This is a genomic window from Streptomyces coeruleorubidus, from assembly GCF_028885415.1.
In the GTDB taxonomy this organism is placed as follows: domain Bacteria; phylum Actinomycetota; class Actinomycetes; order Streptomycetales; family Streptomycetaceae; genus Streptomyces; species Streptomyces coeruleorubidus_A.
Genome location: NZ_CP118527.1, coordinates 4,399,847 through 4,423,982, shown reverse-complemented (window position 1 = coordinate 4,423,982; position 24,136 = coordinate 4,399,847). Strand labels below are relative to the sequence as shown.

At 72.0% G+C, this 24,136-nt stretch carries 27 protein-coding genes; 13 read left to right on the top strand and 14 right to left on the bottom strand.

From position 1 onward, the window contains the following. Positions 1-28 precede the first annotated feature (28 nt). Positions 29-412 (top strand): hypothetical protein, encoded by a 384-nt coding sequence (locus tag PV963_RS20445; RefSeq protein ID WP_274817190.1) that lies wholly within the window; start codon positions 29-31, stop codon positions 410-412. Then, complete coding sequence (locus PV963_RS20440; RefSeq protein WP_274817189.1) at positions 409-696, top strand: DUF4031 domain-containing protein; 288 nt, start codon at positions 409-411, stop codon at positions 694-696. The genes PV963_RS20445 and PV963_RS20440 overlap by 4 nt, the downstream gene beginning before the upstream one ends. Here the strand turns inward: PV963_RS20440 and PV963_RS20435 are convergent. After that, a complete protein-coding gene (locus tag PV963_RS20435) occupies positions 666-1,721 on the bottom strand; it encodes a GNAT family N-acetyltransferase (protein WP_274822077.1) in 1,056 nt (351 codons plus the stop codon). The genes PV963_RS20440 and PV963_RS20435 overlap by 31 nt on opposite strands. Before the next feature lie 34 nt (positions 1,722-1,755). Further along, complete coding sequence (locus PV963_RS20430) at positions 1,756-2,418, bottom strand: HD domain-containing protein (protein WP_274817188.1); 663 nt, start codon at positions 2,416-2,418, stop codon at positions 1,756-1,758. A gap of 47 nt (positions 2,419-2,465) precedes the next feature. Between PV963_RS20430 and PV963_RS20425 the strand changes: the two genes are divergently transcribed. The 3 genes from PV963_RS20425 (at position 2,466) to PV963_RS20415 (ending at position 5,272) form a co-directional block, all read left to right on the top strand. Continuing rightward, positions 2,466-3,146 (top strand): maleylpyruvate isomerase family mycothiol-dependent enzyme, encoded by a 681-nt coding sequence (locus PV963_RS20425; RefSeq protein WP_274817187.1) that lies wholly within the window; start codon positions 2,466-2,468, stop codon positions 3,144-3,146. Between the two features lie 115 nt (positions 3,147-3,261). Next, positions 3,262-3,954 carry a copper homeostasis protein CutC gene (locus PV963_RS20420; protein ID WP_274817186.1) on the top strand — a complete coding sequence of 231 codons (693 nt, stop codon included), beginning with the start codon at positions 3,262-3,264 and terminating at the stop codon, positions 3,952-3,954. A 232-nt stretch (positions 3,955-4,186) separates the two neighbouring features. Beyond that, the gene (locus PV963_RS20415; RefSeq protein ID WP_274814345.1) at positions 4,187-5,272 is read left to right on the top strand and encodes an IS630 family transposase; all 1,086 of its coding nucleotides are present in this window, start codon (positions 4,187-4,189) and stop codon (positions 5,270-5,272) included. On the opposite strand, the gene PV963_RS20410 is transcribed toward PV963_RS20415, so the two are convergent. Continuing rightward, complete coding sequence (locus PV963_RS20410) at positions 5,269-7,308, bottom strand: HelD family protein (RefSeq protein WP_274817185.1); 2,040 nt, start codon at positions 7,306-7,308, stop codon at positions 5,269-5,271. The genes PV963_RS20415 and PV963_RS20410 overlap by 4 nt on opposite strands. Positions 7,309-7,619: 311 nt before the next feature. Here PV963_RS20410 and PV963_RS20405 point away from each other — a divergent pair, with 311 nt between their 5' ends. Further along, complete coding sequence (locus PV963_RS20405) at positions 7,620-7,811, top strand: hypothetical protein (protein WP_274817184.1); 192 nt, start codon at positions 7,620-7,622, stop codon at positions 7,809-7,811. Positions 7,812-7,844: 33 nt separating this feature from the next. On the opposite strand, the gene PV963_RS20400 is transcribed toward PV963_RS20405, so the two are convergent. Beyond that, the gene (locus PV963_RS20400) at positions 7,845-9,488 is read right to left on the bottom strand and encodes a DNA repair helicase XPB (protein WP_274817183.1); all 1,644 of its coding nucleotides are present in this window, start codon (positions 9,486-9,488) and stop codon (positions 7,845-7,847) included. A 199-nt stretch (positions 9,489-9,687) separates the two neighbouring features. Between PV963_RS20400 and istB the strand changes: the two genes are divergently transcribed. Further along, the gene (gene istB / locus PV963_RS20395) at positions 9,688-10,923 is read left to right on the top strand and encodes an IS21-like element helper ATPase IstB (RefSeq protein WP_274817182.1); all 1,236 of its coding nucleotides are present in this window, start codon (positions 9,688-9,690) and stop codon (positions 10,921-10,923) included. Here the strand turns inward: istB and PV963_RS20390 are convergent. The 3 genes from PV963_RS20390 to PV963_RS20380 all read right to left on the bottom strand — a co-directional run bounded on the left by PV963_RS20390 (position 10,901) and on the right by PV963_RS20380 (position 14,051). After that, the gene (locus tag PV963_RS20390) at positions 10,901-11,092 is read right to left on the bottom strand and encodes a hypothetical protein (RefSeq protein WP_274817181.1); all 192 of its coding nucleotides are present in this window, start codon (positions 11,090-11,092) and stop codon (positions 10,901-10,903) included. The two genes, istB and PV963_RS20390, sit on opposite strands and share 23 nt — an antisense overlap. Positions 11,093-11,192: 100 nt before the next feature. Further along, positions 11,193-11,324: a hypothetical protein gene (locus PV963_RS20385; protein WP_274817180.1), complete on the bottom strand. Its 132-nt coding sequence runs from the start codon at positions 11,322-11,324 to the stop codon at positions 11,193-11,195. A 174-nt stretch (positions 11,325-11,498) separates the two neighbouring features. Then, positions 11,499-14,051 carry a helicase C-terminal domain-containing protein gene (locus tag PV963_RS20380; RefSeq protein WP_274817179.1) on the bottom strand — a complete coding sequence of 851 codons (2,553 nt, stop codon included), beginning with the start codon at positions 14,049-14,051 and terminating at the stop codon, positions 11,499-11,501. A 154-nt stretch (positions 14,052-14,205) separates the two neighbouring features. Between PV963_RS20380 and PV963_RS20375 the strand changes: the two genes are divergently transcribed. Continuing rightward, entirely contained in the window at positions 14,206-15,225 is a 1,020-nt protein-coding gene (locus tag PV963_RS20375) for a hypothetical protein (protein ID WP_274817178.1), read from the top strand. Positions 15,226-15,268: 43 nt separating this feature from the next. Continuing rightward, positions 15,269-15,892, top strand: a complete 624-nt coding sequence (locus PV963_RS20370; RefSeq protein WP_274817177.1) for an HAD family hydrolase — start codon at positions 15,269-15,271, stop codon at positions 15,890-15,892. Here PV963_RS20370 and PV963_RS20365 read toward each other — a convergent pair. Then, on the bottom strand, positions 15,871-16,119 hold the full coding sequence (locus PV963_RS20365; RefSeq protein ID WP_274817176.1) for a hypothetical protein: 249 nt from the start codon (positions 16,117-16,119) through the stop codon (positions 15,871-15,873). The genes PV963_RS20370 and PV963_RS20365 overlap by 22 nt on opposite strands. A 163-nt stretch (positions 16,120-16,282) precedes the next feature. Here PV963_RS20365 and PV963_RS20360 point away from each other — a divergent pair, with 163 nt between their 5' ends. Next, positions 16,283-16,666 (top strand): cold-shock protein, encoded by a 384-nt coding sequence (locus PV963_RS20360; RefSeq protein ID WP_010035896.1) that lies wholly within the window; start codon positions 16,283-16,285, stop codon positions 16,664-16,666. Positions 16,667-16,671: 5 nt separating this feature from the next. On the opposite strand, the gene PV963_RS20355 is transcribed toward PV963_RS20360, so the two are convergent. The 4 genes from PV963_RS20355 to PV963_RS20340 form a co-directional block, all read right to left on the bottom strand. Beyond that, complete coding sequence (locus PV963_RS20355) at positions 16,672-17,520, bottom strand: 1,4-dihydroxy-6-naphthoate synthase (RefSeq protein WP_274817175.1); 849 nt, start codon at positions 17,518-17,520, stop codon at positions 16,672-16,674. Then, on the bottom strand, positions 17,510-18,343 hold the full coding sequence (locus PV963_RS20350; RefSeq protein WP_274817174.1) for a futalosine hydrolase: 834 nt from the start codon (positions 18,341-18,343) through the stop codon (positions 17,510-17,512). Before PV963_RS20350 ends, PV963_RS20355 begins: the two co-directional genes overlap by 11 nt. After that, positions 18,313-18,786 carry a DUF2771 domain-containing protein gene (locus PV963_RS20345; protein ID WP_274817173.1) on the bottom strand — a complete coding sequence of 158 codons (474 nt, stop codon included), beginning with the start codon at positions 18,784-18,786 and terminating at the stop codon, positions 18,313-18,315. Before PV963_RS20345 ends, PV963_RS20350 begins: the two co-directional genes overlap by 31 nt. A 71-nt stretch (positions 18,787-18,857) precedes the next feature. After that, positions 18,858-20,291, bottom strand: coding sequence for an MFS transporter (locus PV963_RS20340; RefSeq protein WP_274817172.1), 1,434 nt, complete (start codon positions 20,289-20,291; stop codon positions 18,858-18,860). A gap of 280 nt (positions 20,292-20,571) precedes the next feature. Here PV963_RS20340 and PV963_RS20335 point away from each other — a divergent pair, with 280 nt between their 5' ends. Then, positions 20,572-21,486: a DUF3027 domain-containing protein gene (locus PV963_RS20335; RefSeq protein WP_274817171.1), complete on the top strand. Its 915-nt coding sequence runs from the start codon at positions 20,572-20,574 to the stop codon at positions 21,484-21,486. Positions 21,487-21,513: 27 nt separating this feature from the next. Here PV963_RS20335 and PV963_RS20330 read toward each other — a convergent pair whose 3' ends face one another. Together PV963_RS20330 and PV963_RS20325 are read right to left on the bottom strand one after the other, a co-directional pair. Continuing rightward, entirely contained in the window at positions 21,514-21,678 is a 165-nt protein-coding gene (locus PV963_RS20330; RefSeq protein WP_274817170.1) for a hypothetical protein, read from the bottom strand. Positions 21,679-21,700: 22 nt separating this feature from the next. Then, positions 21,701-22,573 carry a hypothetical protein gene (locus PV963_RS20325; protein WP_274817169.1) on the bottom strand — a complete coding sequence of 291 codons (873 nt, stop codon included), beginning with the start codon at positions 22,571-22,573 and terminating at the stop codon, positions 21,701-21,703. A 447-nt stretch (positions 22,574-23,020) separates the two neighbouring features. Here PV963_RS20325 and PV963_RS20320 point away from each other — a divergent pair, with 447 nt between their 5' ends. Continuing rightward, positions 23,021-23,896: a helix-turn-helix domain-containing protein gene (locus PV963_RS20320; protein WP_274817168.1), complete on the top strand. Its 876-nt coding sequence runs from the start codon at positions 23,021-23,023 to the stop codon at positions 23,894-23,896. After that, positions 23,893-24,102, top strand: coding sequence for a DUF397 domain-containing protein (locus tag PV963_RS20315; RefSeq protein WP_274817167.1), 210 nt, complete (start codon positions 23,893-23,895; stop codon positions 24,100-24,102). The genes PV963_RS20320 and PV963_RS20315 overlap by 4 nt, the downstream gene beginning before the upstream one ends. Positions 24,103-24,136: the final 34 nt, after the last annotated feature.

The window sequence follows — 24,136 nt, the reverse complement described above, 5'->3', positions numbered from 1 at the left end:
TGCGGTCAAGAGTGCGCACAATGGGGGCATGGACCCCATCAGCCCCCTGGAGCAGGCGCTGCACGCCGCGCGCGCCCTCGTGCTGGCCGACCTCGTCGCGGGACGCGTCGCCGAGGCGGACGTCGTGTCGCTGGTCGAGGAGTCCGTCGTGCAGCGGCGGTGGTGGGTCGAGCAGTGGCCGGAGGGCGCGCAGTACGTGGCCGGTCTGGTCGCGCAGGACGTGCAGGACGCCCTGCTGGAGCGCTACGGCCGCTGGCCGCTGTGCCCGGTGTGCGGCACCGGCGACCCGCACGCGCTGCAGGTGGAGCCGGAGTTGGGGGCCGACCCGCACTGGGTGTGCAGCGAGGCGGGCGTGAAGGTCGCGGCGCTGGGATCACTGGGCGAGGCGCTCGGCGGGACGGCGCCCTCGTGACCGTCTACATCGACCCGCCGACCTGGCCCGGCCACGGCCGCATGTGGTCCCACCTGATCAGCGACGTCTCGTACGAGGAACTGCACACCTTCGCCGAACGCCTCGGCGTGCCCCGGCGGGCCTTCGAACGCGACCACTACGACATCCCCGCCCAGCGGTACGCGGACGCCGTGGACGCCGGGGCCGTGGAGGTCAGCAGCCGCGAGGTGGTGCGGCTGCTGCACGGGGCGGGGCTGCGGCGGCCGAAGGGGCGTTACCGGTCGCCGGGTTCGCGCAGTTCGTAGGTGACCTGCTCGACGTCCTGCGCGACGGCCTTGAATCCGGCGCGGGCGAGGACTTTGTGCGAGGGCGCGTTGTCCCGCTCGACGTTCGCGACGACGGTCCGTACCTCGTCCCGGGACAGCGCCCGGGCCGACAGCGCGCGCAGCGCCTCGGTGGCGTACCCCTGACCGCGAGCGGCCTCGACGAGGTCGTAACCGACCTCGACCCGCCCCGCCTCGTCCGGGACGCTGTGGAACCCCATGGCGCCGAGCGCGCGGCCGTCCTCGCGCCGGACGAGCACGTACATGCCCCACTCCGGCCGGTGGACGCCGTCCTCGTACTGCTTGTACACCAGGCCGGCGCCCACCCGGGTGCCCTCGATCGGGCCGCCCTCGAGCCACTCGAAGCCGCCGTCGCCGACCGTGGACAGGTCGGTGGCCGCCGCCGGGGTGACGCCCTGAAGGGTGAGCCGCTCGGTCTCGATCACCAGGTTGTTGTTCCAGCGCCACTCGGTGACCCGGGCACGGCCGGGCAGCTCACCGCGGCCGGTGGCCCACAGCAGGGTCTGCCAGGGGGTGGGGCCGGGCTGGACGTGCGGGAAGATCCGGGTGAGGACGAACTCGCACAGCTCGGGAGCCGGTTCGTAGGCCACCCCCAGCCCCTCGGCGATGTCGTGGGTGTGCAGCAGCACCTCGGTCACGCCCATCGCGGCGAAGCCCTCGCGGTTCGCGCTGCGGAACGGATACGGGTGGAAGGCGCGGACCTCGCGCGGCGTCGTACGGATCGCGGCGGCGAACAGGGCGCCCATCGTGTTGATCACCCGCAGCGCACCCGCGTTGTCGGTCCCCTCCTCCAGCGAGATCTCGAACGGCGTGTACCCCTCGGGCTCCCGCCCCGCCAACTGCCCCGCGTACCCGATCAGATCCTCGGCGATGTGCACGGCCGTCTCCCGGCAGCTCCACTCCAGCCGCCCGGCCCGCACGCCCTCCCAGTCCCGCGCGGCGACCGCCCCCAGCAGGCCCACGCACTCGGCGACGGCCTGTTCCACCTGTTCCGCACCCGTTGTCCACATGCCGGGCAGGTTACGAGGGGCCCTCGGCCGGGAGCGACAGCATTTCCAGCTCGGCGGTGAGGTTGTAGCGGGCCGTCGCCTCCCACTCCGACGCTCCGTACGGTGTCCTGAACAGCCCCGGCAGGTCGAGGAGTTGGCGCAGGATCGTCGCGCGGCCCGTGCGGAAGGCGTCGTTCGGGACGAAGTGGTACTCCTCGCGGACGGCGGCGGTGTAGGCGGCGTACGCCGACGGGGGTGAGGCCAGGATCGCCAGGTCGGCGTCGCACAGGACCTGGCCGTCGGGGTCGTCGCCGGCGGGGTCGTGGCCGACGGTGAGGCGGACCAGGCGGGCCACCTCGGCGGTTCGTGCGGCGGACACGCCGGCCTCGGGGAGGGCACGCTCGGCCAGGCGGGCGGAGCGTTCCTCGTTCTCGGAGCGGTCGGGCAGGTAGACGGCGTCGTGGAACCAGGCGGCCAGCCGGACCACGTCCGGGTCGTGCGCGTACTTCTCCAGTACGTCGATGTGGTCCAGAACCGCCGTGAGGTGCCCGACCGTGTGGTAGCGGCGCTGCGGCTCCTGCCACCGGCCGAGCAGGTCGTCGGCGTACGGGACCGGGTCGGGGCCACCGGCCGGGCCCCGGGCCGCTTCCAGGGTGCGGACGAAGCGGGCGCGGAGGGCGTCGAGATCGGCCATGGGGTCATTCTCCCGCTGAACGGGGTGCGGCACCTAGCGTGGGTCCCATGACGACTCCTGCTGATGTGCACGACGTACGGGACCCCGATCAGCCGGGGCGGCTGCTCGCCATCGAGCGTGACGCGCTGATTCCGCTGTTGCGGGGCAGGGCCGAGGAGGACTTCGCGCTGCCCGTGAGGGCGTGTCCGGGCTGGTCGGTGCGGTCGGTGCTGGCGCACTGTTCGGCCGCGCTCATGCGGGTGGTGGAGAACCGGTTCGAGGGGGGCGTGTTCTCGCCCGAGTCGAACGACCGGGACATCGCCGAGCGGGACGGCTGGAGCACCGCGCGGGTGGTCGACGAGCTGGAGCGCGGGATGACCGAGGCCGGGCCGCTGATCGCCGGGGCGGGCGGAGAGCTGGACGGCATCGCGCTGGGGGAGTGGGTGCACGCCGGGGACGTGCGCGATGCCCTCGGCGAATCCGGGGCGTACGGCGGGGCCGGGCTGCCGGACGCGCTCGCGCTGCTCGCCCGGATCACCCACGAGCGCGGGCATGTGCCGCTGCACGCCGACCTCGACGACCTGGACGAACCGCTGAGGCTCGGGGAGAGCGGCGGGGAGCGGCCCCCGGGGCGCTTCATCGGGGACGGGCCGACGCTGGTGCGGCTGTACACGGGGCGGCCGGTCGGCGGGGCGCCCGCGTTCGAGCTGGTCGGGGTGGAGGCGAAGGACCTGAACATCTTCGGGTGAGCCATGTCCCCCGGGGGCTTGGAATCCGGCGGGAGTGGGCAGCGTAGTCTTCGATTGGACTAGACCTGTCGCCGAAGGTCGACGACATGCCCGACATGCCGACGAATGGGGCCCCATGAGCAAGCGTGCAGTCCTGGAGGTGATCGCCCTCGGCGTGGAGGACGCGGTCGCCGCCCAGGCCGGAGGCGCGGACCGCCTTGAGCTGGTCACCGACATGGCGGCTGACGGACTCACCCCGTCGGCCGCCACCGTCGCCGGGATCCGCCGGGCGGTCGACATCTCGCTTCGGGTGATGCTGCGGCCGGCCGACGGCTTCGCGGCGGGGGACGTCGACCGGTTGGCCGGCGTGGCCGCAGGGCTGCGGGAGGCCGGGGCCGAGGAGTTCGTGCTCGGGTTCCTCGACGCGGACGGGGAGGTGGACCTGGCGGCGGTGGAGCGGGTCGTCGGTGTGCTGGACGGCTGCCCCTGGACCTTCCACCGGGCCATCGACCGGGCCGCCGACCGGGACGCCCTGCGCAAGCAGTTGGACGGGATGCCGGGGTTGGACACGTACCTGACGGCCGGGGCGGCGGGCGGGGTCGACGACGGGCTCGCCGTGCTGCTCGACGAGGCCGGGCGGGCCGGGGAGCCGGGCTATGAGCAGCAGTTGCTGGTGGGGGGTGGGCTGCGGCTCGATCACGTGCCGACATTGGTGAAAGCCGGGGTCGACGGCTTTCACATCGGTGGCGCGGCTCGGCCGAGAGGATGGGCCGAGCCGGTGTCAGCGGAGGCGGTCGCTAAGTGGCGGGCTGCGGTGGACGGTTCCTGAGAGCGACTGGGCGTTGCTGCCGGGGCCGGGTGGGTCCGCAACCCGGCGGTGCGGGGTGCCGCTGCGCCCACCCGTGCCGCCCTTGGCGGCACGATTGCCCGCAGCTAGGTCGGCCGATTGCCCGCAGCTAGTGATCTGGTCTTGAGTTCACGTCTCGCCACGTGAGTCGTGGTTCGTTTCAGATTTCGGCTCGGGCGGTGACAGCGGCTGGCGGCTGCGGTCTGCTGGAGGAATGGGGGACAGCAGGCTGCAACCGCTGGTGTTATCCGAGGACGAGCGGCTGGTGTTGCAGGGGTGGGCCAAACGGCGGACAACCGCGCAGGGTCTGGCCAAGCGGGCACGGATCGTGCTGGCGTGCGCGGACGGGCTGAACAACACCGCGGTGGCCGCGCGGCTGGACACTGATCGGGGGACCGTGAGCCGGTGGCGGACCAGATTTCTGCAACGCCGTCTCGATGGTCTGTCCGACGAGCTGCGTCCCGGCGTGCCCCGCACCATCACCGACGCCCAGGTGGAAGAGGTGGTGGTGCGCACGCTGGAAGAGGTGCCCGAAGGCGCCACCCACTGGTCGAAGCGGGAGTTGGCCCGGCGGGTGGGGATCTCACCGACGAGTGTGCTGCGGATCTGGCGGGCCTTCGGGCTGCAGCCCTGGCGCACGGAGACCTTCAAGATCTCTCCGGACCCGCTGCTGATCGACAAGATCCGTGACGTGGTCGGGCTGTATCTCGCCCCGCCGGCGAACGCGGCCGTCTTCGCGGTCGACGAGAAGCCGCAGATCCAGGCCCTGGAACGGACAGCTCCGGTACTGCCGATGGTCCCGGGCATCCCCGAGCGGCGCAGCTTCGACTACGTCCGGCACGGCACCGTGGACCTGTTCGCCGCCCTGAACACCGCCACCGGCAAGGTGATCGGCAAGCTGTCCGCGCAGCACCGGGCCGTGGACTTCCGCGACTTCCTCGACGAGATCGACCGCCAGACCGATCCCGGCCTGGCGGTCCACGTGATCTGCGACAACCTCTCCGCCCACAAGGCGCCGGTGGTCCACAAGTGGCTTCTGGCCCATCCCCGGTTCGAGCTGCATTTCACCCCGACTTACTCGTCCTGGATCAACCAGGTCGAGCGGTGGTTCGCCGAACTACAGCGGCGCTGCCTCGAACGCGGCGTGTTCTGCTCACTCGACGAGCTCAAGACCGCCCTCGAGGACTGGATCAAGACCTGGAACGAGCAGGCCCGGCCCTTCAAGTGGACCAAGACCGCAGACCAGATCATCGACCGCATCTGCCGCTACTGCGACAGGATCTCCGGACCGGGACACTAGGCCAGCTGTGGCGGCAGCGGCGCCGCATGCGTCACCGTCAGCCCCGACACCGCTCGCGTCAGCGCCACATACAGGCGACGCAGACCAGTCCGTTCGTCCGGCTCGCCGTCGACCACGGCCCGGGGCTCGTCCAGGACGACGTAGTCGTACTCCAGACCCTTCGCGAGCGACGCCGGGACCAGGGTCAGGCGGGTCTCCCGGGTCGTCTCCTCGCCCGGGCCGAGGTAGGGGAGACCGGCATCCGTCAGGGCCGCCGCCAGCTCCGGGATCCGGGCGTCCGCCGCGATCAGGCCGGTCGAGCCCTCGTTGCGCAGCGACTCGCGGCAGGCGTCGACCACGTCGGCGGTGCCGGTGACCTCCCGGACCTCGAAGTGGCCCGGGTTCTCACGGATCGACACCACCGGCGTGAGCCCCGGGGCGATGTGAGGGAGCAGCCGGGAGGCGTACGTGATGACGTCCGTCGGCACGCGGAAACCGGCCGTAAGCTCCTCCACCACCGCGTCCCGCTTGCCCAGGTGGGTCAACGCCTCCTCCCACCCCCGGGTCGCCCACGGCGTCGTGCCCTGTGCCAGGTCGCCGAGGACCGTGGCACTGCCGGTCGTGCAGCGGCGGCCGACCGCCCGGTACTGCATGGGGGAGAGGTCCTGCGCCTCGTCGAGGACGACATGACCGAGGGAGTGCGTGCGCTGGATCAGGTCGGTGGCCTCGTCGATGAGGACGGCGTCGGCGGCCGACCACTTGGCGGACTTGACGCTGCGCGCCGGTCTCGCCCACAGCACCGCCTTCTGCTCCTCCTCGTCGAGAATCCCCGCCGCGTGTTCCGCGAGGAAGTCCGCGTCCGACAGCAGGCGCAGCACCAGCTTCGCCGGGTCGACGGCCGGCCAGACCGCCTTGACGGCCGCCTTCACCGCGCTGTTGCGGGCCACCGCGTCCTGCACCCGGTCGTCCGGTGCCTCCCCCGACCGCTCCATCTGCACCAGCACGGCGTGCGCGATGCGCTGCGGCAGGGCCTCGCGGGCGGCGCCGTAGCGGATGTCGCGGTCGAGCAACTCGCGGACGATCTCCTCCAGTTCGTACGCCGCCACGCGCCACCGGCGGGAGCCGCGCACGACCACGACCGGCTCGGTGGGCATCGTGACGTGTGAGTAGAGGGCCCCGCGCAGCACCTGCGCCATGCGGGCGTCGCCCTTGACGACCGCGGCCGTCGCGTCGTCCGTCCCCTTGATCTCCACGTGTGCCACCAGGTCCTCGACCGTGGCCTGCTGCACCGTCAACTCGCCGAGGGCGGGCAGCACCTGCTCGATGTAGTGCAGGAAGGACCGGTTCGGTCCGATGACCAGCGTGCCGGTGCGGGCGAGGCGCTCGCGGTGGGCGTAGAGGAGGTAGGCGACCCGGTGCAGGCCGACGGCGGTCTTCCCGGTGCCCGGGCCGCCCTGCACGCACACCGTGCCGGAGAGTCCTGACCGGACGATCTCGTCCTGCTCGGGCTGGATCGTCGCGACGATGTCCCGCATCGGGCCGACGCGCGGCCGCTCGATCTCCTGCTGGAGGAGCTTGCTGGTCCGCGCGGCCTCGGCCGGGTCCGACAGGTGCTCGTCCTCGTACGCAGTGAGGTCGCCACCGGTGTAGCCGAAGCGGCGGCGCAGCGCGATGTCCATCGGGTCCTTCTTGGAGGCCCGGTAGAACGGCTGCGACACGGGTGCGCGCCAGTCGATCACCATGGGGTCGCCGTCGGCGTCGTGCACATGCCGCCGCCCGATGTAGAAGCGTTCCCCCGCCGCCCCTTCCGCCTCCGCGGCGCCGGGCTCGCGCAGGTAGTCGAGCCGGCCGAAGAACAGCGGGGTGTCGCTGAGGTCGGCCAGGGCCTTGATGCGCTCCTCGATCTGGTGGGACAGCACCTCGGCGTTGACCCAGTTCGCGGTGACGTCGCTGATGTCGAGGGCCTCGACGTCCTCGCGCATGGCACGCAGGGCGGAACGGGACGCGGCGAGGTGGGAGCGCTCACGGGAGAGCGGGTCGTCGACGGGCGTGGACAAGGGGGTGCCTCCGGAGGACCTGCTGAAGAGATGGCGGTGAGATGCCGGCCGGTTTCCGTCCGGTCGGCGGCGCTCCGTGAGGGAGGCGGGCAAGAGCGGAGATCTTAGAGGAGCGCGGGAGGCGACCGCCAACGGTTTTTCTCGCCCCCTGTTTCTCGCCCCCTGCTTCTCGTCTCCTGTTTCTCATCCCCTAGGGGACGGGGCCCTCCTCCCTGAGGGGCAGGGGTCGGTCCTCAGGCGTACGTGCGGAGTACGCGGGTTCGGCCCTCAGGCCGACGCGGACTTTACGACCGGAAACGCACCATGGAGACATGAGCGCAGCAACCTTCTCCCCCGCCTCGGCACCGGGCCGCCCGCCCGGCGCCACCGCCGTGGCAGGCAGCCACGACCGTCACCACCTCGGCGACGCCCTGCGCGCCGTCAGGGTGTTCGCGGGCGCCGCCTTCGACGTGATCATCCTCGGCCAGTACGGCGAGGAAGTGGGCCTGGTCCGCCGCAAGTGAGCGGCCCCGCCGCACAGGAGCAGCCGGCCGGCCTCAGCTCTCCGCGAGCAGCTCGTCCGCGTCCATGATCCGGTACGCGTACCCCTGTTCCGCCAGGAAGCGCTGGCGGTGCGCGGCGAAGTCCTGGTCGATGGTGTCCCTCGCGACCACCGAGTAGAAGTGCGCCTGGTGGCCGTCGGACTTCGGCCGGAGCACCCGGCCCAGCCGCTGGGCCTCCTCCTGGCGCGACCCGAACGTGCCGGACACCTGGATCGCCACCGTCGCCTCCGGCAGGTCGATCGAGAAGTTCGCGACCTTCGACACGACGAGCACGCTGATCTCGCCCTCCCGGAACGCGTCGAACAGCTTCTCCCGCTGCGCGTTCGACGTCTCACCCTTGATCACGGGCGCGTCCAGATGCTCACCCAGCTCGTCGAGCTGGTCGATGTACTGGCCGATGACGAGGATCTGCTGCCCGGCGAAGCGGCGGACGATCGCCTCCGTGACCTTCCGCTTGGTGTCGGTCGTCGCACAGAAGCGGTACTTCTCCTCCGCCTCGGCCGTGGCGTACGCGAGTCGCTCCGCGTCCGTCAGATTGACCCGGACCTCCACACAGTCGGCGGGCGCGATGTAGCCCTGCGCCTCGATCTCCTTCCACGGCGCGTCGAACCGCTTGGGCCCGATCAGGGAGAACACGTCCGACTCGCGGCCGTCCTCACGCACCAGCGTGGCCGTGAGGCCCAGCCTTCGCCGCGCCTGGAGATCCGCCGTGAACTTGAACACCGGCGCCGGCAGCAGATGCACCTCGTCGTAGACGACCAGGCCCCAGTCCCGGGAGTCGAACAGCTCCAGGTGCGGATAGACGCCCTTCCGCTTGGTCGTCAGCACCTGGTACGTGGCGATCGTGACGGGCCGGATCTCCTTCCTCGTCCCGCTGTACTCGCCGATCTCGTCCTCGGTGAGCGACGTGCGCCGCACCAGTTCGTGCTTCCACTGCCGGGCGGAGACCGTGTTCGTGACGAGGATCAGGGTCGTGGACTTCGCCTGCGCCATCGCCCCGGCGCCGACCAGCGTCTTGCCCGCGCCACAGGGCAGGACGACCACGCCCGACCCGCCGTGCCAGAAGTTCTCCACCGCCTGCTTCTGGTACGGCCGCAGGGCCCAGCCGTCCTCGGCCAGCTCGATCGCGTGCGCCTCGCCGTCGACGTACCCCGCGAGGTCCTCCGCCGGCCAGCCCAGCTTCAGCAGCGTCTGCTTGATCTGCCCGCGCTCGGAGGGGTGCACGGCGACCGTGTCCGGGTCGATGCGGGCGCCGACCAGCGGCGCGATCCGCTTCGACTTCAGGACCTCCTCCAGCACCGGACGGTCGGTGGTCGTCAGGACCAGCCCGTGCGCCGGGTGCTTGGACAGGGTGAGCCGCCCGTAGCGGTCCATCGTCTCGGCGATGTCGACCAGCAGCGCGTGCGGCACCGGGTAGCGGCTGTACTGCACCAGCGCGTCCACGACCTGCTCGGCGTCGTGGCCCGCCGCGCGGGCGTTCCACAGGCCCAGCGGGGTCACCCGGTAGGTGTGGATGTGCTCCGGCGCCCGCTCCAGCTCCGCGAACGGGGCGATGGCCCGACGGCAGTCGTCGGCCTGCTCGTGGTCGACTTCCAGGAGCAGGGTCTTGTCGGACTGGACGATCAGCGGACCATTCACGCGCGGCACCCTTTCCCACGGCCGGACGGCTCGGACGGCTTCGAACGACTCGGCCAAACGTCCAGTGTGCCTGATCGTCGCCGTCCCGAGGGTGTGATCTGCGCGGGACCGGACCGGCTCCGGTCCTACTGAATGCCTTTTCATCCCAACGTGTGGTGTGAATTCAGTTTTTCCACTCGGCCCCGAAGAATGGCCAACCGTGCGGAACCCAACCACCACCACGCTCGGATACGCCCTGTTCGCCACCCGCTGGCTCCAGGCCCCCCTCTACTTCGGGCTGGTGGCCGCCCAGGGCGTCTACGTCTACAAGTTCTTCAAGGAGCTGTGGACCTTAATCCTGATGTGTGTGAGCGGGCACGCCACCGAGACGTACGTGATGCTCGCGGTGCTCAAGCTGGTCGACGTCGTCATGATCGCCAACCTGCTGATCATGGTGATCGTCGGCGGCTACGAGACCTTCGTCTCGCGCATCGGCCTCCAGGGCCACCGTGACCAGCCCGAATGGCTCTCGCACGTCAACTCCAACGTACTGAAGGTCAAGCTCGCCACGGCGATCGTGGGCATCTCCTCCGTCCATCTGCTCCAGATGTTCGTGGACGTCCACCACACCTCCCGGCACGCCCTGCTGTGGGGGACGGTGATCCACATGGCGTTCATCGTCTCGGCGGCGATCCTCGCGTACATGTCGGGGCCGATGGCCGCGCACGGGGATCGCGGACACGCCGCGCCGGCCGGGCCCGGGCGGGCGGGGCCCGACCAGGCGGAGCAGGACCACGCAGGCCGGCGGCACGGGACGCCGGAACAGCAGGCGCCGGTGGCCACGCCGGCCGTGCCCCGGCAGCCCGCCCCGGACGCGGACGCCGAGGCCCGGATCCTTGCGGCCCGCTTCCCGGCCCGCAAGCTGCTGGAGGACTTCGACCAGCAGCACCCCCGGGGCATCGACCGGGAGACCGTGGCCCGCCTGGGCAAGGCGGACTTCGTCGCCGCCCGGCGCAACGCGGTCCTCGTCGGCCCGCCCGGCACCGGCAAGACCCACCTCGCCATCGGCCTCGGCGTGCGCGCCTGCCAGGCCGGGCACCGGGTGCTGTTCGCGACCGCCGCCGAGTGGGCCGCCCGGCTCTTGGACGCCCGGGCCGCCGGCCGGCTCGACGCGGAACTGGCCGCCCTCGACGAGTACCCCCTGCTGATCGTCGACGAGGTCGGCTACACGCCCTTCGACGCGACGACCGCCGGACTGTTCTTCCGCCTGGTCGCGCACCGCTACGAGCGGGCCTCGCTGATCGTGACCAGCGACCGCCCGTTCGGCCGCTGGGACGAGGTCTTCGGCGCCAGTGCCCCGGCGCTGGTGGACCGCCTCGCCCATCACGCCGACGTCGTGCGGCTGGACGGGGACAGCTACCGGATGCGCCGCGCTACTTCAACGTGGGCAGATTGACGTTGTTGATCAGCGGCCCTTCGATGCCGATCCCCTCGGAGACCAGGGGCTCGGCACCGGCGGCAGGCAGGGGCAGCGGCAGCGCGGGCGGGGCCGCTGCGGCACAGGGCGCGACCACGCCCACGAGGGCGACGGCGCACAGGGCGACGGCGGGGAGCTTTTCACGCATGGGGACGACAGGGCCTTTCAGGTACTGAGGGATGAGGGACGCCCCACCGCGGGCCGGCCCGGGGACACCGGAGCCGGCCCGATGGTGCGCGGCAGGCGGATCAGACCTGCGGCGTCTCGACGACAAGGCCGGCGACATCGATGCTCACCGCGGCGGCCGGCGTGGCCAGCCCACCGAACGTCATCAGGGCGGCGGCGGCCAGGACGGCGGCGACTCGACGGACAGCGCGCATGCTGGGACTTCCTTTCCACAAGGCTCACAGGGACATTCGGTGGCTGCCCCGCCCGAACGGCGGAATGCGGCACGCCCGGCAATGTCGCCCAAGGGTGGGAAATCCCCGGCGTGGCGTGCATGAACGCCGACGTGCACCCGAACGGGTGAGACGACGCCCAGGCGGAACGGGCCGTCAGCCCGCGTCGTCCGCGAGCTCCGCGACACCGGTGATCCGGTGCAGCGGGTACGTGCGGACCTCGTCCGCCGTGTGGTCGTACGCCGTGACGAAGCCGCCCTCGACGCGGATCGGGGCGATGACGCGCTGGCTGGCGGCGCCCTCGGCGTTGACGTAGCCGATCCACAGGGCCTCGCCGGTCAGGACGGCGGCCTGCATGGTGGCGAGGGTCTCGGCCGAACCGGTGCGGGGCAGTTCGCCGTTGACCTCGGGAGCCGTGCCGGGCTTGCGCGGCGCGGTGGAGGCGAGGTCGCCGGCCCGGATGGCGCGCAGCGCCGCCGAGAGGAGGGTGTCGTCGGGGATCGGCGGGCCGTCCGGCACCGGCTCGGGCGCCGTACGGGGAGGGGTGCGGTGCGCGTGCGCGCGGGTGATCAGCACATCGCCCTCGGCGGACTCGGCGGCCGGTGCGAAGCCCATCGCCCGCAGGCCCTCCAGCAGCCCCGCCGGGTCGGTCTGCGCGGCCAGCACGGTCGGGGCGAGCCGGCGCAGCCCGAGCCCGGCGGCCCGCTTGTCGGCGAGGATCTCGTTGAGTACCGCGTCGTCGTCACAGCGGACGTACGCCGAGGCCGCGCCGACACGCAGATGCCCGTGCCTGCGGGCGACGTCGTCGATCAGGTACGTGAGCGGCTGCGGCACCGGCGTACGGGAGTGCGCGGCGAGGAAGGCGTGCAGGTCAGAGGCGCTCCGCCCGGCGTCGAGGGCGCGCCGCACCGAGCCGGGCGTGAACCGGTAGACGGTGGCCCCGCCCTTGGACTCGACGTCCGCCAGAACGCCCAGCATGTCGGCGAGCGGGCGCTGCAAGGGCCCGGGCGCCACCGCCGTCAGGTCGGCCTGGAGCAGCACGTGGTCCAGCGGCTCGGGCAGCAGCGGCGCGAGCAGCCGGGCCGCGGCGGCGGAGGCGACGGCCTGTTCGGCGGGGGAGAGGAGGGTGAGGGGAGCGGGCCGGTGGTGGACCGGGAGCTTGTCCCCCGGGCCGGAGGGCTCGGCTGGACCGGAGGGCTCCGCTTCCGGGCTCTTCGCGGGAGCCGCGGGCGCACCCAGCAGGGCCCTGCCGTGGGCCGACAGCGCACCCCTGCCCGTGACGCCCAGCAGCTCCGCTTCGGACAGGGCCCACCGGGCGAGCCGGCTGCGCAGGTCCTCCTCGGGCTGGGCACCACGCAGAGGCCGCTCCCACCGCAGCCGGGCCAGCACCGACTCGGCGGTCGGCGCGGCGCCCTCCGGCAGCCCGGCCAACAGCGCCAGCACCCGGTGCCGTACCTCCGGCGCCGCCGAACGGTCCAGACCCGGCCCGAGCGCCGACAACGTGCGGTCCTTCGCGTCCCGCCCGCCCACCAGCCCGGCCGTGCGGGTCGCCGGGAGCCACGCCGTGACCAGCCGGGACCAGCGCTCGGCGGCGGGCAGCTCCCGCCACTCGTCGTACGCGGGGGTCGCCGCGTACCGCTCGTCGGCCTCCCCGTCCGGGGCGATCAGACCCGCCGCGTACGCCAGCTCCACCCAGAACGCGGCGACCGGCTCGGGCACGTCCAGGGCGACGGCGGTCCGCTTGAGGTCCCGGACGCTCAGCCCACCGGCCCGCAGCACCGCCGGCCCGCCCTCGTCCCAGTCCTTCAGCAGCTCCTCGACGGTCGCCAGCGCCGTGTACGCCTGCCCGGCCGCGGTGCTGTCCACAACCTGTGGACGATGAACGGCGGCGGCCTCGACCGCCGGCGGCACCGGCTCGGGCGTCCGGTGCGCGAGCCCCCGCCGCAGGTGCAGGGCGACCTCGCGCGGCAGCACGACCGTCCCGGGCGCCGTCGGCAGCAGCAGCCCCCGGTCCAGCAGCCAGCGCAGCCGGGGCGCCGGATCGGCCGTGACCTGCCCGTACGGCGGCCCCCACACCAGCCGCTCCAGCACGTCGAGGGAGTCGGCCGGGGCCTTCGCGAGCAGCGCGGCCATCCGGCCCCGGTCCGTGAACAGCTCGGTCAGGGAGGTCACCGCGGAGACCGAGTCGTGGGTCGAGGGCAGCCCGGCGGCCGTGACGATCTCCTGGATCCGCCCCGGGGACATCCCGGCGGTGGCCTCCTGGACCGTCGGGCCGAGCCCCGTCGGCGAGGGGTGCTGCGGCGAGGGCGCCAGCAGCTCACGCGCCGTCCGCACCAGCCGCAGCCGGTCGTCCCCGCCCCAGACCAGGGCCTGCTCGCGCAGGACACCCAGGGCGTGCGGCAGGGCCTGGGCGACGGCCGGGTCGGCGTCGTCCCCGGCCATGAGCCCGAGCAGTTCGTCGTACGTCGCCGGATCCGCCGCCACGGCCAGCGCCTCCGCGCTCTGGAGCGTGAACCGGTCCAGCCGCTCCAGGGCCCGTACGACCGAGGCCCGGGTGCCGGCGCGGGTCGCGAGCTGGGTGAGGTCGGTGGGCACGGGCGTGATGAGATCCGGACGGCTGCGCAGGAGCGCGCCCAGCGAGACGTCGTCCCGCCCGCGGAGCGCTTCCGCGAGGGAACGGGGGGCCGCAGGCCTGTCCTCGGTGCTCATCCGGTCCACGGTAGCGGGTCGCCTCCGGCGGACGAGCCGACTGTGCACGGGTGGGCGGGGGCCCTTGCCGGACGGGCATGTGGGGCACCCGCTCGTACTCGCGGTACCGTCGACCGACGGCGTCAGCCAACGCACACGCCCCGGAGGGGACTTCGTGGGGATTGAGAGCGACCAGGTCGTTTACGAGTATCTGAGCCGCGTCGGAGACGTGGCCCAGCAACGGCACTTGTCGTCGGCCACCCGCATGCGCCTGGTCGCCGACCTGCGCAACGAGATCGACCAGCGCCGCGCGAAGGCCACCGTCGACTCGCCCGCCGCCGTCCGCCGCATCCTGTCCCGCCTCGGCAGCCCCGACGAGGTCGTGGCGGCGGCCGCGGACGGCACGGGCGGCGGCGGTACGGCGCAGAGCGCTCCCGCCGCCGTGCCCGTACAGCGCGAGGCCCGCGAACCGGACGAGCCGGACGGGCGGCCGAAGGGGGTCCTGCGGCGCGTCGTACCGCGTCCCCGCCCGGCCCGGCCGACCGAGGAGCCACGGCCCGCCGCCGCCGAGGGCGCGGCCCCGCCGCACCTGGCCGCAGGGCACGAGCTCGGGGACAGCGCGGTCCAGCCGGACTGGTGGCGGGTGGACAGCAGCCCCTTCGGGGCGGGCGAAGAGGTGCCGGGCTTCGTGGGCGGCGTGGAGCTGCCGGACCTGCTGAAGCCGCCGCGGCCGAGGAAGCCGGAGCTGGAGAAGGCGGCGGCCGACGAGGAGGCTGCCCCCGCTGTCGAGGCCGCCGGGGAGCCGGAGGAGACGGCCGGCAAGGCGAGTCGCCGCCGTCTTCCGCGCCTGCCCGCGGGCGGCTGGAGCAACCCCCTCCTCCTCATCGCCGCCGGTCTCCTCGTCGCGGGTGCGGTCCTCGGCAACTGGTTCGTGCTGATCCTCGGCTGGCTCATCGCCTACGCCTCACGCCGCCTGAGCCCGGCCGAGACCAAGTGGGCGGTCGTGATCCTCCCCAGCCTCTCCGTCGCGGCCGGCGTCCTCTGGCTGTGGGGCAGGATGAACGGCCGCTGGGGCACCCCGATCGCCGAGGGCCACATGAACGACGCGGTGGCGGAGACCTGGCCATGGGTGGTCAGGGGCGCGGCGGTGGCGTCGGCGCTGTTCCTGGTATGGCGCTCACAGCGCTCTCGCTAGCCGATCACAGGGTGACGTCTGCCGTTCACACCGCCTGGGCACAATGGCCCATATGGCAATCACCGTCGGCTTCGACCTCGACATGACCCTCATCGACTCCCGCCCCGGCATCCGCGCCTGCTACCAGGCGCTGTCCGAGCGGACGGGGACGTACATCGACGCCGATCTGGCGGTCACGCGGCTCGGGCCGCCGCTGGCCGAGGAGCTGATCAACTGGTTCCCGGCCGAGGAGGTCGAGACCGTGGCCGACGTGTACCGGGAGATGTATCCGACGATCGCGATCGCCGAGACCCCGGCGCTGCCCGGCGCCCGGGAGGCCATCGCGGCCGTACGGGAGGCCGGCGGACGCGCGATAGTCGTCACCGCCAAGTACGAGCCCAACGCCAAACTGCACCTCCCCCACCTCGGCATCGAGCCCGACGCCGTCATCGGCGACCTGTGGGCCGAACAGAAGGCGGAGGCGCTGCGCGAGCACGACGCGGGCGTCTACGTCGGCGACCACGTCGGGGACGTACGCGGCGCCCGGGCGGCCGCCGCGCTGTCGGTCGCGGTGGCCACCGGCCCCTGCCTCCCGGAGGAACTGCGCGCGGCGGGCGCGGACGTCGTACTCACCGACCTGACGGAATTCCCCGGGTGGCTTTCGGACTACCGTCCCGCACGCGCCTGACGCCGGCCCGCCGCCACGGAACGCAGCACTCCCGCGCCGGCCATCAGGAATCCGACTGCCATGAGCATGCTCAGGCCGAACATGTAGGTCGGAAAGGGTGTCGTCCCCAGGAACAGCGGGGCGACCGTGACCAGTGTGGCCACGGCGCCGATGAAGAAGACGATGCCACCGGCACGGACCAGACGGTCACCGGGAGCGGCGGAATTCGTTTGGGTTTTGTCACGCACCCGACCAGGGTAGTTCCCAGCGCGAAGGAACAACCGGGTGACGTCTTGTCACCGGCCTGAAGAGCATTAGCCTTGGTACCGGCGGGTCCGTACGACCCGCCCGAGTGCTATCCAGAGCCGTTTCAGAAGCAGTTTTCCGACGAGTACGAGGACGAGGACAGACGTGCCTACCGGCAAGGTCAAGTGGTTCAACAGCGAGAAGGGCTTCGGCTTTCTCTCCCGCGACGACGGCGGTGACGTCTTCGTCCATTCCTCGGTCCTCCCCGCCGGAGTCGAGACGCTCAAGCCGGGACAGCGGGTGGAGTTCGGCGTCGTCGCCGGACAGCGCGGCGACCAGGCGCTGTCCCTGACGATTCTGGACCCGACCCCCTCGGTCGCCGCCGCCACCCGCAAGAAGCCGGACGAGCTGGCCTCGATCGTCCAGGATCTGACGACTCTCCTGGAGAACATCACTCCGATGCTGGAGCGGGGCCGCTACCCCGAGAAGACCGCCGGCAAGAAGATCGCGGGCCTGCTGCGCGCGGTCGCCGACCAGTTGGACGTGTAAGCCGCTCAGGGGAAACGCAGCGCGTTCGGGCCGAGGGGCGGCACCAGCCCCTCGGCCGCCGCGCGTGTCAGCAGCCCGCGTACGGCGGCGTAGCCGTCCTCGCCGAGGTCGGCGGTGAACTCGTTGACGTACAGCCCGATGTGCTGGTCGGCGACGGCCGGGTCCATCTCCTGGGCGTGCTCCATGACGTACGGGCGGGACACCTCGGGGTCGTCCCAGGCGGCGCGCACGGACGTCCGGATGGAGTCGGCGAGCAGCCGCAGCTTCTGCTCGCCCAGCGACCGCTTGGCGATGATCGCGCCCAGCGGGATCGGCAGCCCGGTGGTGTTCTCCCAGTGCTCGCCCATGTCGGCGAGCTTGTGCAGGCCGTAGCCGCGGTACGTGAAGCGCGCCTCGTGGATGACGAGCCCCGCGTCGACCTTGCCGTCCCGCACGGCCGGCATGATCTCGTGGAACGGCATGACGACGATCTCGCCGACCCCGTCGCTCAGCGTGTCCGCGGCCCACAGCCGAAAGAGCAGATAGGCGGTGGACTTCTCACTCGGCACGGCGACCGTGCGACCGGTGAGGTCGACGTCCGCCTCCCGCGTCAGCACCAGCGGCCCGCAGCCCCGCCCCAGCGCACCCCCGCAGGGCAGCAGGGCGTACTCGTCGAGGATGTACGGCAGCACGGCGTACGACACCTTCAGCACGTCGAACTCGCCGCGCTCGGCCATGCCGTTGGTGATGTCGATGTCGGCGAAGGTCACGTCGAGGGCGGGGGCGCCGGGGACGCGGCCGTGGGCCAGGGCGTCGAAGACAAAGGTGTCGTTCGGGCAGGGGGAGTAGGCGATCTTCAGCTGCTCACTGGTCATGCCGGTTCCAACTCTCCAGTACGGGCACGAGCTTCCCGAAACCCTCGGTGAGGGCCGCCAGGGCGTCGGGGATGCGCCAGGCGGCGCGGTCGCGCGGCCCGACGGGATTGGAGATCGCCCGAACCTCCAGCACGGGCACCCCGTGCGCGGCAGCGGCCTCGGCCACACCGAAGCCCTCCATGGCCTCGGCGAGGGCGGTGGGATGACGCTCCCGGAGCTCGGCGGCCCGCTCGGCGGTCCCGGTCACGGTGGACACGGTGAGCACGGCCCCGGCACGGGCCCCGACGGCGTCGCCGACCAGCCGTACGAGGTCCTCGGGCGGGTGGTGACGCACGGTCCCGAACCCGAGTTCCGTGACCGACACGAACCCGTCCTCGGTCTCGGCCCCCAGATCGGCCACGACGATCTCATCGGCGACGACGAGCGAACCCACCCTCGCCTCGGGCTGAAACCCCCCACCGATCCCGGCGGAGACGACGAGGTCGTAGGGCTCGCCCTGCAGGGCGGCGGCGGTCAGGGCGGAGGCGGTGGAAGCAGCGGCGACAGCGGGCCCCACACCGACGGCGAGGAGGTCGATACCGCCACCGCCGTGGGCAGTCGTTCCGCTGGGGCGATGGGGGTCCCCCCTGCTCGAGCGAAGCCGAGAGCTTGGGGGAGGGTGGGCACGGCCTGCAACGCCGAGGGCTTCGTCATCGGACTCCAGGGACAGCGCCCCCAGGGCCGTAGCCACCGCGTCCCGTTCAACAGCAACCGCGGTGGCGACAAGCACCCTGCCCAGCCCAGCGGCAGCGATTACGCGTCCTTCTCCAGCTTGAAGTTCCACAACCCCGAAGTGTCCTTCTCGCCTTCCTTGATGGACACCAGCGTCGAGTTGCCCTGCGCCCCGTACTGGGCGTTGAAGAACACGCTGCCCGGGATGGTGCGGTAGGTCTTCGTGCTGGAGTCGGTCAGCGGCTGACCGTTCATCAGGATCGTCCAGCCCTTGTCCGCGATCTCCGGGTCGACACCGAAGCGCACGGTCTCGTCCGGGTCGACCGAGATGGTCTTGACGCCCTTGTCCTTCAGGCACTGCGTGAGGTCGGACGACTTCAGGGCGTCGCCCTCGCCACCACAGGTGGCCTCGGAGTTCACCGAGTCGCTGCCCACGGTGACCGTGGCCATCGGCGTCGGCTTGTCACAGGCCGAGAGGACGAGCAGTCCGGCGGATACGACGCCGGCGGCGGCGACGGCGCGGCGGCGTCGCACAGCGGATTGCAACGTGTTCATGGCCGAAGGCTATCGGGCCTGCCGGTCGGGCCGCCCACGCGGGGTACGGCGTGCCCGTACGGCTAGGGGGCTTAGGCCACGCGCGGCCGTGTCGCACCGCCCCGCCGTGCCGAGCCGATCAGCCCCCGTACGGTCGTCAGCCAGCCCGTGCCGACGATCGCGGCGCCCACCGCAAGCCCGAGCGTGCCGTTGAGCGGCAGCGCGATGCCGACCGCCCCGCCCAGCACCCAGGACATCTGGAGCAGCGTCTCGGAGCGGGCGAAGGCCGACGTACGGACCAGTTCGGGAACGTCCCGCTGGATCAGCGCGTCGAGCGACAGCTTGGCCAGGGCCTGCCCGAACCCGGCCATCGCGGCCAGGCAGGCCACCAGGACCGCGCCGAAGAACAACGCGGCCGTGATCGCCGCGCCCAGCACGCACGCCACGACCGTCACGATGATGATCTCCGGCGCCCGGGATCTGAGCCACGCCCCCACGGCCGTACCGAGCGCGTTGCCCGCGCCCGCCGACACGCCCACTATCCCCAGGGACACGGCGGCGCTCTGGCCGGAGACCGGGTGCTCGCGCAGCAGGAAGGCGAGGAAGAAGATCAGGAAGCCGGTGAGGCAGCGGATGGAGGCGTTGGCGGCCAGGGCGTGGGTGACGGCCGGGCCGACCGTGCGCAGCCCGGGGCGCTTGACCGGTCGGCGGTGCGGCCCGTGCAGGTGCTCCTCGTCCGCGGCCAGCAGCGCGGTGTCCTCGCCCCTGGCGGAGTCGACCTTCGGCGGCAGTGTGAACGACAGGAACGTCCCTGCCACGAAGATCACGAAGGCGCCGTAGAGCGGCCAGCGCGGCCCGATCTGCTGGAGTCCGGCGCCGATCGGCGCGGCGATGCCGGTGGCGAGGAGCCCGCCGAGGGTGACGCGGGAGTTGGCCTTCACCAGGGAGAAGCCGGGCGGCAGCAGCCGGGGCACGACGGCGCTTCTGACCACCCCGTACGCCTTCGACGCGACCAGGACGCCGAGCGCCGCCGGATACAGCTGGATGCTGCCGCTGACGACCGCGCCGGACAGGATGAGCGCGAGCAGCGCCCGGGCCAGCATCGCCCCGGCCATCGCGGCCCGGCGGCCGTGCGGGATGCGGTCGAGGAGCGGGCCGATCACCGGCGCGAGGAGGGTGAAGGGCGCCATGGTGATGGCGAGGTACAGCGCGACCCGGCCGCGGGCCTCGTCGGTCGGCACGGAGAAGAACACGGTCGACGCGAGAGCGACGGTGATCATCACGTCTCCGGCGCCGTTCACGCCGTGCAGCTCGATCAGCTTGCCGAGGCCGGACTCGCCGGCGCCGTGCGCGTGGGTGGCCTTGCGGATGCCGCGGGCGGTGCCGGTGAACGGCAGGTGCAGGGCACGGCCGACCGCGCGGAGGGAGCCGCCCATACGGCCCGGTCCGTTCGGTCGGCTGCTTCCCTTGACCCCTTTCGACCCACCGGTCCCGGTGGCGCCCGGGGGCGTTTTCGCGGCTGCCACGACGTCATAGTGCCCCGAGATGGCTGTGGGTAGTGCCATTACCGCTTGTATAGGGCCTGTGGGGTGACTGTCCCGGTTGCCGGAGCCCGGTGACACGTGGTCGGAGGTCTCGGTCAGGACCGTCGGTGTACGCGAAGTGGGGCGGAAGGGTAGCGTGCGTATCTCAGCCATCCCGCAAAATGGATGAAGGACGTCGACGCGGTCCCCTGGTCCGCTCCGTCCGCCCCAGGCGCTGGGAGTGGCGCACTCGTGAGACGGCGTATGGAGAGAAGCGATACCTGTGAGCGCAGCGACAACGCGAAGCCGCACCCCTGACCGTCTGTGCGCCGAGGCCGTCGACCTCGCACGGGGCGCCGCCGAGGAAGCCGCGGCCCCCGGCATCGTCGGCGAGCACGTGGGGCTGGTCTCCGAGGGGGATCGCGTTGTCACGCACTTCTTCGAGTGCAGGGAGCTCGGGTACCGGGGCTGGCGCTGGGCGGTGACGGTGGCCCGGGCGTCCCGGGCGAAGATCGTCACGGTGGACGAGGCGGTGCTGCTGCCCGGCCCGGACGCGGTGCTCGCGCCCGAGTGGGTGCCGTGGAGCGAGCGGCTGCGCCCCGGCGACATGGGCCCGGGCGATCTGCTGCCCACGGACGCCGAGGATCTGCGCCTGGAGCCCGGCTGGACCGGCGAGGACGAGCCGCCGCCGAACTCCGTCGTCTCCGAGGAGATGGCCGCCCTGGCCGAGGCCGAGGACGCGGAGGTCACCGCGGGGCCCCTGGCCGTCCCCGCCCGCGGCTCGATCGCGGCGGTGGCCGAGGAACTCGGCGTGCGCCGTGCCCGGGTGCTGTCCCGCTACGGCCTGCACATCGCCGCCGACCGCTGGGAGGAAGCCTTCGGTCCCAAGACCCCGATGGCACAGGCGGCCCCCGCCGCCTGTGTGAGCTGCGGCTTCCTGCTCCGCATCGGCGGCTCCCTGGGCCAGGCCTTCGGCGTCTGCGCCAACGAGTTCTCACCGGCCGACGGCCGCGTCGTCTCCCTGGCCTATGGCTGCGGCGGGCACTCCGAGGCGGCGGTCATGCCGAAGCCGCCGCAGCCGGCTCCGCCGGTCATCGACGAGACCCGGGTGGACCCGTTCCCGCTGCGCCCGGCCTCGGACTCGGGCTCGGTGCCGGTGGCGGCGGACGAGGACACGGAGGAGCTGGGCCACTCGTAGCCGTGTCCGCGCCCGGCCGCCGATCGGCTACTCGTCCTGCTCGTCCTCGTCCGCGAAGATCTTTTCGGCAGTCGGGGCGGTGGCGGCGCGGATGAGCCACTGGTCCAGGATTTCGGGGTCGTCGCAGTTGGTGATTCGCTCGCGGACCTGGTGGGGGACGTGGATGCCGCGCGCTTTCAGGACGGTCAGCACGTCTTTGGCCGGGACAGGTCCACTATTCGTCCGAGAAGATCTGCTCGGCGGAGGGGGCGACCACGGCACGCCGGTGCCAGCGGCGCAGAGTCTCGGGATCACCGCAATTGACGATGCGGTCGCGGACCGCTGCGGGGACGTCGATGCCCCGGACGTCCAGGACCTCCAGGACGTCTTCGGCGGCCCGTCGGGCCTCGCCCTCTGCGCGGATTTCCTCGGAGATGTACGACTTGTAGAAGGAGAGGTCCACGGCCACCAGGTTCCTCCACATTTCCGCGGCCGGGTGCTTGCCCAGGCCTTGTGCGATGAGTTCGACGATCGGGTCGGCGATGGGGTGCGGTGTGTCCCGCAGGACGGTTGTCACTGCTTTGAGTATGGCCCCGATGTCCGGATGCGAGACGTGAGTGATGGCGGACAGCGTCGCGAGTGCGAGGTCCTTGCGGACCTCGGCCGGGTCGGTGAGCACCGGCATGTTGTGCGGTCCCGCGACCAGCGGGCGCAGGGTGAGCAGGGGCCACTGAGGAGGACCGAAGCTGACCGGCCGCGCCGCCCATTCCGCCGTGGCGCGGTCCTGGCAGACGACCAGGAGCAGCGGCTGGAGCCGGTATTTCGTGAGCAGGTACGAGGCGTAGTACGCCCAGCTCGCGGGCTTGTCCGGGTCCTTCTTGCCCTGCGCCTCGACCGCGAGCAGTAACGGCTCGTCGTCCTCGGTCTCCAGCCGGAGCAGGGTGTCGACGCGGCGTTCGAGCGGGCGGGCCTCGGTGAGGTCGGTGGGCAGGACGGTGACCGACGTGGGTGGGGCGAAGTCGATGCCCAGCACCTCGGAGACCCGGGAGAACAGCCCGGGGTGGTCCTTGAAGATGCGGTGCATGGCCTCGTGGGGCGAGCTGACCATGGCTGGTGTCAGGCCTTTCGTCGGGGTGGTGCGGCAGTGAGGCGGGCTGCGGTACGGCGGGGAGGGGCTTGCGTGGGGCCCGCTTCTTCGGAACCGGGTGCGCTCGCCGTACGGTCCGGTGTACGGGCTGGTTGCAGGAGATCACCGGCCGGGAGGGACTGGATGTGCGTGCCGAGCCCGATCGCGAGCAGCGACAGCTCCGGGTGCTGGGCGAGGTGGTTGCCGAAGTCGCATGTCTGCGGTCGGGTTGTGCCGAGCGTAGGGCCGACAACCAGCAGCCACGCCAGTCGAGTTGGTGATGTTCACCCGGGAGGGTGAGCGGATGCCGGGGCGGGAGGGGTGGGGTTGGGTGGGGTCCTTTCATCGTCGTTGTTCTTGGGAAAGACCGCCCGCGGCACCGGAGCCCGGGCGGTCGGGTTCCGGTGGCGTACGACGGAGGGATACGGCATGACGGTCGAGGCAGAGGCGGGTCGGCTCAGGACCGAGGCGGACGAGCCGGGGTGGGAGGTGGATCCCGACGACGAGTGGGGCGTCGCGGTCATCGCCACGGTGGGGCGGCAGCTGAAGCTGCGGCGGGAGGCGGTGGGGATCCGGGCCGCCGAGTTCGGGACGGCCGTCGGGTACGGCGAGGACATGGTCTACAAGATCGAGGGCGGGAAGCGGATTCCTCGCCAGGAGTATCTGGTCAAGGCCGACGAGGTGTTGGGCGCGGGTGGGCTCATCGCGGCGACGTGGGAGGACGTCAAGAAGGTCCGGTATCCGAAGAAGGTGCGGGAGCTGGCCAAGCTGGAGGCGCAGGCTGTTGAGATCGGCCTGTACGAGTGCCACATCATCCCTGGCCTGTTGCAGAGTCCAGGGCACGCGAAGGCGTTGTTCGAGGCGAGGCAGCCCCCGTACTCGCCGGATGAGGTCGAGCGCATGGTTGCCGCCCGGATGGCGCGACGGTCGGTCTTCGAGCGTTCGCCCGCTCCTGCAATCAGCTTCGTACTGGAGGAGGCGGCGCTGCGGCGCCCCATCGGGGGCACAATGGTGTGGCGGCAGCAGCTCGAACGTGTGTTGGAGGTGGGTCGGTTGCACAACGTCGTAATCCAGGTGATGCCGTTGCACACCGACACCCACTCCGGCATGGACGGCAGGATCGAGCTGCTGAAGTTCCCGGACGGTACAGCGGTGGGGCGCTCCGACGGGGCCTTCAACGGCCGCCCGACCTCTGACCCCAAGCAGCTCCGCGTTCTTGAGTTGCGGTATGCCACTATCCGGGCTCAGGCGCTCTCCCCGAAGGAGTCGCTGGCCTTGATCGAACAACTGCTTGGAGAATCATGATCCGCAAAACCGCTGCCGGGGACATGTGCGAACTGGCGTGGTTCAAGAGCAGCTACAGCGGCGGCAACGACGGCAACTCGTGCGTCGAAGTCGCCACCACCCCCGCCACCGTCCACGTCCGCGACTCCAAGCACACCGCGGGCCCCCGGCTCGCCCTCGCTCCCGCCGCATGGGCGGATTTCGTGACGTACGCGTCCGAGAGCTGACCCGGGGCCGGACGCCGCGCACACCCCCGCGCCC

Excerpts from the sequence above, each read along its gene's own strand:
- PV963_RS20445 (WP_274817190.1), top strand. The coding sequence starts at position 29 with ATGGACCCCATCAGCCCCCTGGAGCAGGCGCTGCACGCCGCGCGCGCC.
- PV963_RS20430 (WP_274817188.1), bottom strand. The coding sequence starts at position 2,418 with ATGGCCGATCTCGACGCCCTCCGCGCCCGCTTCGTCCGCACCCTGGAA.
- PV963_RS20425 (WP_274817187.1), top strand. The coding sequence starts at position 2,466 with ATGACGACTCCTGCTGATGTGCACGACGTACGGGACCCCGATCAGCCG.
- PV963_RS20420 (WP_274817186.1), top strand. The coding sequence starts at position 3,262 with ATGAGCAAGCGTGCAGTCCTGGAGGTGATCGCCCTCGGCGTGGAGGAC.
- PV963_RS20415 (WP_274814345.1), top strand. The coding sequence starts at position 4,187 with ATGGGGGACAGCAGGCTGCAACCGCTGGTGTTATCCGAGGACGAGCGG.
- PV963_RS20405 (WP_274817184.1), top strand. The coding sequence starts at position 7,620 with ATGAGCGCAGCAACCTTCTCCCCCGCCTCGGCACCGGGCCGCCCGCCC.
- PV963_RS20390 (WP_274817181.1), bottom strand. The coding sequence starts at position 11,092 with ATGCGTGAAAAGCTCCCCGCCGTCGCCCTGTGCGCCGTCGCCCTCGTG.
- PV963_RS20385 (WP_274817180.1), bottom strand. The coding sequence starts at position 11,324 with ATGCGCGCTGTCCGTCGAGTCGCCGCCGTCCTGGCCGCCGCCGCCCTG.
- PV963_RS20380 (WP_274817179.1), bottom strand. The coding sequence starts at position 14,051 with ATGAGCACCGAGGACAGGCCTGCGGCCCCCCGTTCCCTCGCGGAAGCG.
- PV963_RS20370 (WP_274817177.1), top strand. The coding sequence starts at position 15,269 with ATGGCCCATATGGCAATCACCGTCGGCTTCGACCTCGACATGACCCTC.
- PV963_RS20355 (WP_274817175.1), bottom strand. The coding sequence starts at position 17,520 with ATGACCAGTGAGCAGCTGAAGATCGCCTACTCCCCCTGCCCGAACGAC.
- PV963_RS20345 (WP_274817173.1), bottom strand. The coding sequence starts at position 18,786 with ATGAACACGTTGCAATCCGCTGTGCGACGCCGCCGCGCCGTCGCCGCC.
- PV963_RS20325 (WP_274817169.1), bottom strand. The coding sequence starts at position 22,573 with ATGGTCAGCTCGCCCCACGAGGCCATGCACCGCATCTTCAAGGACCAC.
- PV963_RS20320 (WP_274817168.1), top strand. The coding sequence starts at position 23,021 with ATGACGGTCGAGGCAGAGGCGGGTCGGCTCAGGACCGAGGCGGACGAG.
- PV963_RS20315 (WP_274817167.1), top strand. The coding sequence starts at position 23,893 with ATGATCCGCAAAACCGCTGCCGGGGACATGTGCGAACTGGCGTGGTTC.